Here is a 5,593-nt window from a genome sequence, read left to right as displayed (position 1 = left end):
TTACAAAGATAGGCAAGAGTAAGAAGAAGGAGGGGAGAATAGCAGGGAATTTTTACCAGAAAATATCCCCTCTCTTCCCACACTCCTACCTTCCGCCACACTCGACATCAAGTCAAGGTTTGAGCCTTAACGAGGGTGTCATTCCCCTCTAACCCTTACTCAGCCCGCAGAGGATGTAGCTAAGACTTTTCCTGAGCTGGATGCTGCACTGTCCCGGCTAGATTCTACGAGCTTGCCTAGGATAGCGCTAACGTTAGTCTTGGCATCACCGAAGAGCATATTGGTGTTTTCTTTGAAGAACAAGGGATTGCCAACGCCAGCATAGCCACTGGACATTCCCCGTTTCATCACCACCACGGTACCAGCTTTCCAAACCTCTAAGACTGGCATGCCAGCAATTGGGCTACTGGGGTCTTCCATGGCACTAGGGTTAACGGTATCATTAGCGCCAATCACTAGTACTACATCGGTTTCTGGGAAGTCCTCGTTAATCTCATCCATTTCTAGAACGATATCATAAGGCACATTTGCTTCAGCCAGCAGCACGTTCATGTGTCCTGGTAATCGTCCAGCGACTGGATGAATGCCAAAGCGAACATTGATACCGGCATTCCTCAAAATCTTGGTAATATCGGACACGGGATGCTGAGCCTGAGCTACTGCCATACCGTAACCGGGAACAATGATAACACTCTTGGCCCCTTGTAGCAGCTCTACGGTATCTTCTACTGTGGTCTCGGTGACTTGACCTTCGGGCTGATCACCACCTTTAGCTTTAGCTGTAGTTCCTGCACCTTCGCCGAAGCCTCCTAAAATCACGCTGAAGAAGGAACGGTTCATGGCTCGGCACATGATGTAGCTGAGGATAGCACCACTACTACCTACTAGGGCACCAGTGATAATTAACAGGTCATTGGACAGCATAAAGCCTGCTGCTGCAGCGGCCCATCCGGAATAACTATTGAGCATGGAGATGACCACTGGCATATCAGCACCCCCAATAGCAGCTACTAAGTGGATGCCTAAAACTGATGCGATCGCAGCCATAATCAACAGGGGTTGCAGACCAGTCGTCCCCTCTGCTGTCATGAACTGGTAACCCAGCCCGATCACAGCCCCAAGCATAGCCAGATTGAGTACGTGGCGTGCTGGTAACATTAGGGGTTTGCTGCTGATGATAGCTCGTAGTTTCCCAAAGGCTATCACTGAACCGGTGAAGGTAATTGCTGCAATGAACACACCAATATAAATTTCTAACTGGTGAATAGTTACTTCTGCACCCGTTAGGGATTCCTCCCCTTGCAGGTAATTGGCAATACCCACCAGTACAGCTGCAAGACCGACAAAACTATGGAGAATTGCTACCAGTTCTGGCATGGAGGTCATGGCTACCCGAGATGCCACGATCGCACCAATTATCACTCCTGGTAGAATCATCCCTCCCAGAGTGAGGTATGCCGTTACATCGCTACTTAGGGCAGTGGCAACAAAGGCAATCAGCATCCCAAGAATGCCGTAAATATTGCCTTTACGGGCGCTTTCCTGGTTAGACAATCCCCCCAGGCTGAGAATGAACAAAGCGCTAGCTGCAATATAGGCAACTGTCAACAGATTATTTGACATAGTCTCCTTAGTTTTATGGTGTTCAACTTGAATGTTGTTCGCCCTTGGCGTTCCCGAAGGGTAGGTTAGTTGGTTGAAGGTTAGTTGGTTGAAGGTTGAAGGTTAGTTGGTTGAAGGTTAGTTGGTTGAAGGTTGAAGGTTAGTTGGTTGAAGGTTAGTTGGTTGAAGGTTAGTTGGTTGAAGGTTGAAGGTTAGTTGGTTGAATGTTGTTCACCTTTGGCGTTCGGTGTAGGGTAGGTGGTTTGGTTGTTGGCCTTTGGCCTTCCGGAAGGGTAGGTTCAGAAGATAACCTGTAACCTTCAACCTGTAACCTGTAACCTGTAACCTGTAACCTGTAACCTGTAACCTTCAAACCTTCAAACCTTCAACCTTCAACCTTCAAACCTTCAAACCTTCAACCTTCAACCTTCAAACCTTCAACCTTCAAACCTTCAACCTTCAAACCTTCAACCTGTAACCTTTAACCTGTAACCTTTAACCGGCTAACCTATTTCTGAAACATCTTGAGCATGCGTTGGGTTACTAGGAAGCCACCGGAGATGTTGATGGTTCCAACTAAAATTGCGATCGCACCCAGAATAGTAGTAGGTGAGGTGGCTGCGCCGGAAATTTGCAGCATTCCACCAATGATGATGATGCCGCTAATGGCATTAGTAACACTCATCAAGGGGGTGTGCAGGGCTGGTTTTACGTTCCAGATCACTTGCCAGCCTACGAAGCAGGCCAGGATAAATACCGTGAAGTGGGAGAGGAAAGAAGGTGGTGCTCCGATTCCCAAGCCAACTAAGGCGAGTCCCACTAACACTGGCCAGAGCAAGCCCATGATACCCTTTGATTTCTTCGTCTCTGGCACAGACTGCTCTTTAGTTACCGCAGTCTGGGGTTCTGGTGCGGGTTTGGGAGGTGCTGGAGGTGTAGGCCGCTTGGGTGGGGGCCAGGTTACATCCCCAGCGTTTAGGACTAAGGCTCCCCGAACCACTTCATCCTCCATATCGACACGGTAATTTTCACTACCACCCATGTCCTTGAGGAGATGACAAAGGTTGGTGCCATAGAGTTGGCTAGATTGAGTAGCCATACGGCTGGGTAGGTCAGTTAATCCAATGATGGTCACACCTTTGTATTTGTAGACCTCATTGGCTTTGCTCACCTCACAGTTGCCCCCTTGCTCAGCTGCCATATCGACAACCACTGAGCCTTCTTTCATACTCGCTACCATTTCCTCGGTGATCAGCAGCGGTGCTTTTTTACCGGGGATCAGGGCAGTGGTGATGATGATGTCCACTTCTTTAGCCTGTGCAGCGAACAATGCCATCTCCGCCTCGATGAACTCTTTACTCATCACCTTGGCATAGCCCCCAGATCCGGTACCGTCTTCTTTGAAGTCCAGTTCCAGAAACTCTCCCCCCATGCTTTCCACTTGTTCCTTAACCACAGGGCGGGTATCGAAGGCGCGCACAACAGCACCCAGACCTTTAGCGGTACCAATAGCAGCTAGTCCAGCTACGCCAGCACCAATCACCAACACTTTAGCTGGGGGAACTTTTCCTGCTGCAGTAATTTGCCCAGTAAAAAAGCGACCAAAGTTATTCGCTGCCTCAATCACAGCCCGGTAACCAGCAATATTGGCCATAGAACTGAGGGCATCCATCTTTTGGGCCCTCGTGATGCGGGGTACCGCATCCATAGCCAACACTGTAGCCTTGCGGCTTGAGAGTTGTTCGAGCAGTTCTTGGTTTTGGCCTGGCCAGATAAAGCTGATTAAAGTGCCATTTTCCGATAGCAAGTCAGACTCATGCTTGTTTAGAGTGGGATGCATCTGAGGAGGACGCACTTTTAGAACAATATCTGCCTCTGACCAAAGGCTATTGGCATCAGGGATGATTTGGCATTCTGCTTGTTCGTAAGCATTGTCAGGAAAATTCGCTGTCTCTCCTGCTCCCGATTCAATCAGCACATCAAAGCCAAGTTTCTGGAGCACCTTCGCTGTATCCGGTGTAGCAGCTACCCGGCATTCACCTGGGTAAATTTCTTTCGGGATACCAACCTTCATACGAGTTTTGGTTGGCTGTAAATCTAACGTTTCAGCCTCTTTGGGAATGGCTAGGGTCATTGACTCTCCTTCAGTTGTCTAAATGAAATAACGACGGAAAATTCGTTGATCACTAAGGTGGGTCTAGAAGCATCAGGCAAAGGATGTCCAGACCAGCCACTTTCAGGGGCTAAGGCCACCGTATTTCCTAACATAGCTTTTGGTCATGGGTGAAAAATACTCCTTAGGTGAGGACAACAAGAATCAGGAAAACTGGCGATAATAACTGTTTTCCCTAACTATTTTCGGTAAATAGAATCAAGTAACAACTTCTTTTAAAAATGTTGTCCCTTGATGACAATCTATCCTTCTATTTCTTTTGATTTCGAGTGGTTTTTAGCAACTTGTAGCTTCTTCCTGCTGGGGATGTTCACCCTGTTTAGAGGATTCCCAAGTTCAACTAGAACAGGATCAGTTTGCCCCCTGACACCGCCAATGCCCTTAAGGGTGGGTGATTGACTCGCTCTTGATCAGCTGACTGGCTTCCCATCTGTGCTACTTGTCGTTGTCTGGTACTTGTCCTGGTATCCAACACCAGGCATGGCCTCTTGCTGAATTTGAACTGCTGGCATAAATTTCTCTATATAAATTTCTCTGACTGTTCAAATACATCTGTCCCCATAACCGGATCTCTTTTTGGATCCTATGGTGATCTGCCAAAAGAGAGGATTATTTTTAACTTGTTTTAGGAATTGTGCTGTTGCACTCAGTTGTCGTAGGTAATCTTTACTAGTCAGATCGATTCCGTCACTGACTATAGATGATGATGGTAATGGTGTAATAAAGTGTTATAGGTGATTAAAGTGTAGCGATAGTGTTTTGAAATTGGTATGAGGGTAAGCATTCAGCTATCAGCTATCAGCCATCAGCTATCAGCTATCAGCCATTGGCTGTAGGCCAAGCTACTTTGAATCAAATAAGCTGACGGCTGACCACTGACCGCTGACCACTGACCACTGACCGCTGACCGCTGACCGCTGACCGCTGACCGCTGAATGCTTACGTATTAGGGATATATTGCGTATATATATTGGGTATAGCTTGTGTATATATATAAGTAGTACAGTAAAAAAACAAATAACTGTTAACTGTAAGCTCAAGTCAGCAGCATTAGATTTATGCTATCCACAAAATCTTCCATCAAAAGCCTGATTTCCGCGATCGCATTAGCTGGTTGTGTCTTGACCGGGCTATCGGTTCGGAGCTTAGCCCAGAGTAATCCCGGATTGGTACTCTGGAGTGGTGTTAAGCGGGAAAATATCCTGAGATATCACCTAGATTTTAACGGTGCCCCCAATTACTGGGATCGTTACCGCTTGAGGATTCCCAAGAAGAAACTGGAATTGGGAGTCGCTCAGTTTTCTATTTCTTATCCAGATTACTACGATGGTAAGTTCGACGTGGACAAAATTGAGGTGCGCGTTGACGGTAAATCCCTCCCGGTCTCTGAGGTAGTCTGGGACAAAGAGAATTATAGCATTCAGATTTATATGGAAGAGGCAGTTCCAGCCAATGAAAATGTGGAATTAGTATTTTCCAATGTCAAAAACCCTGATGGGGGTACCTATTACTTCGTTTGTTATGTCTTAGCCCCTGGTGATATTCCACTACCCAGTTATGTCGGTACCTGGATTATGAGTATTGGTCGATAATATAGCAATTCTCAATTCGGTGAAGCGGAGCATGTTAGTTTTGTTAATCCCTGATTCAGATCCCCCGTTGCTCCCCCTTAGTAAGGGGGACTTTTGAATCTAATTCCCCCCTTTTTTAAGGGGGGTTAGGGGGGATCTATATACATAATTACAAGGGTGACATGCTCCCCAGTGAGGTAACTGCCAGACCCGCAAAACTAGTTTCCCCCTGTTGAATAGACCTCGA

4 protein-coding genes are annotated in these 5,593 nt (G+C 47.0%); 1 reads left to right on the top strand and 3 read right to left on the bottom strand.

Annotated features, from left to right (window positions below; genetic code table 11):
• Positions 1–159: 159 nt before the first annotated feature.
• The 3 genes from pntB to F6K20_RS22210 all read right to left on the bottom strand — a co-directional run bounded on the left by pntB (position 160) and on the right by F6K20_RS22210 (position 4,815).
• Complete coding sequence (gene pntB / locus F6K20_RS22220; protein ID WP_009148794.1) at positions 160–1,623, bottom strand: Re/Si-specific NAD(P)(+) transhydrogenase subunit beta; 1,464 nt, start codon at positions 1,621–1,623, stop codon at positions 160–162.
• Between the two features lie 487 nt (positions 1,624–2,110).
• Entirely contained in the window at positions 2,111–3,736 is a 1,626-nt protein-coding gene (gene pntA, locus F6K20_RS22215; protein WP_502708859.1) for a Re/Si-specific NAD(P)(+) transhydrogenase subunit alpha, read from the bottom strand.
• 881 nt (positions 3,737–4,617) lie between these two features.
• The gene (locus F6K20_RS22210; RefSeq protein WP_287296050.1) at positions 4,618–4,815 is read right to left on the bottom strand and encodes a hypothetical protein; all 198 of its coding nucleotides are present in this window, start codon (positions 4,813–4,815) and stop codon (positions 4,618–4,620) included.
• A gap of 18 nt (positions 4,816–4,833) precedes the next feature.
• Between F6K20_RS22210 and F6K20_RS22205 the strand changes: the two genes are divergently transcribed.
• Positions 4,834–5,367 (top strand): DUF2808 domain-containing protein, encoded by a 534-nt coding sequence (locus F6K20_RS22205; RefSeq protein ID WP_009148785.1) that lies wholly within the window; start codon positions 4,834–4,836, stop codon positions 5,365–5,367.
• Positions 5,368–5,593 lie beyond the last annotated feature (226 nt).

The sequence above is a fragment of the Moorena sp. SIO2C4 genome (genome assembly GCF_010672485.1).
In the GTDB taxonomy this organism is placed as follows: domain Bacteria; phylum Cyanobacteriota; class Cyanobacteriia; order Cyanobacteriales; family Coleofasciculaceae; genus Moorena; species Moorena producens.
The sequence above is the reverse complement of the archived record's forward strand: the minus strand, read 5'-3'. Positions and strand labels throughout refer to the sequence as shown.

What these genes read in the sequence shown, in the direction of transcription:
- pntB (WP_009148794.1), bottom strand. Translation starts at nt 1,623, where the DNA reads ATGTCAAATAATCTGTTGACAGTTGCCTATATTGCAGCTAGCGCTTTG.
- pntA (WP_502708859.1), bottom strand. Translation starts at nt 3,736, where the DNA reads ATGACCCTAGCCATTCCCAAAGAGGCTGAAACGTTAGATTTACAGCCA.
- F6K20_RS22205 (WP_009148785.1), top strand. Translation starts at nt 4,834, where the DNA reads ATGCTATCCACAAAATCTTCCATCAAAAGCCTGATTTCCGCGATCGCA.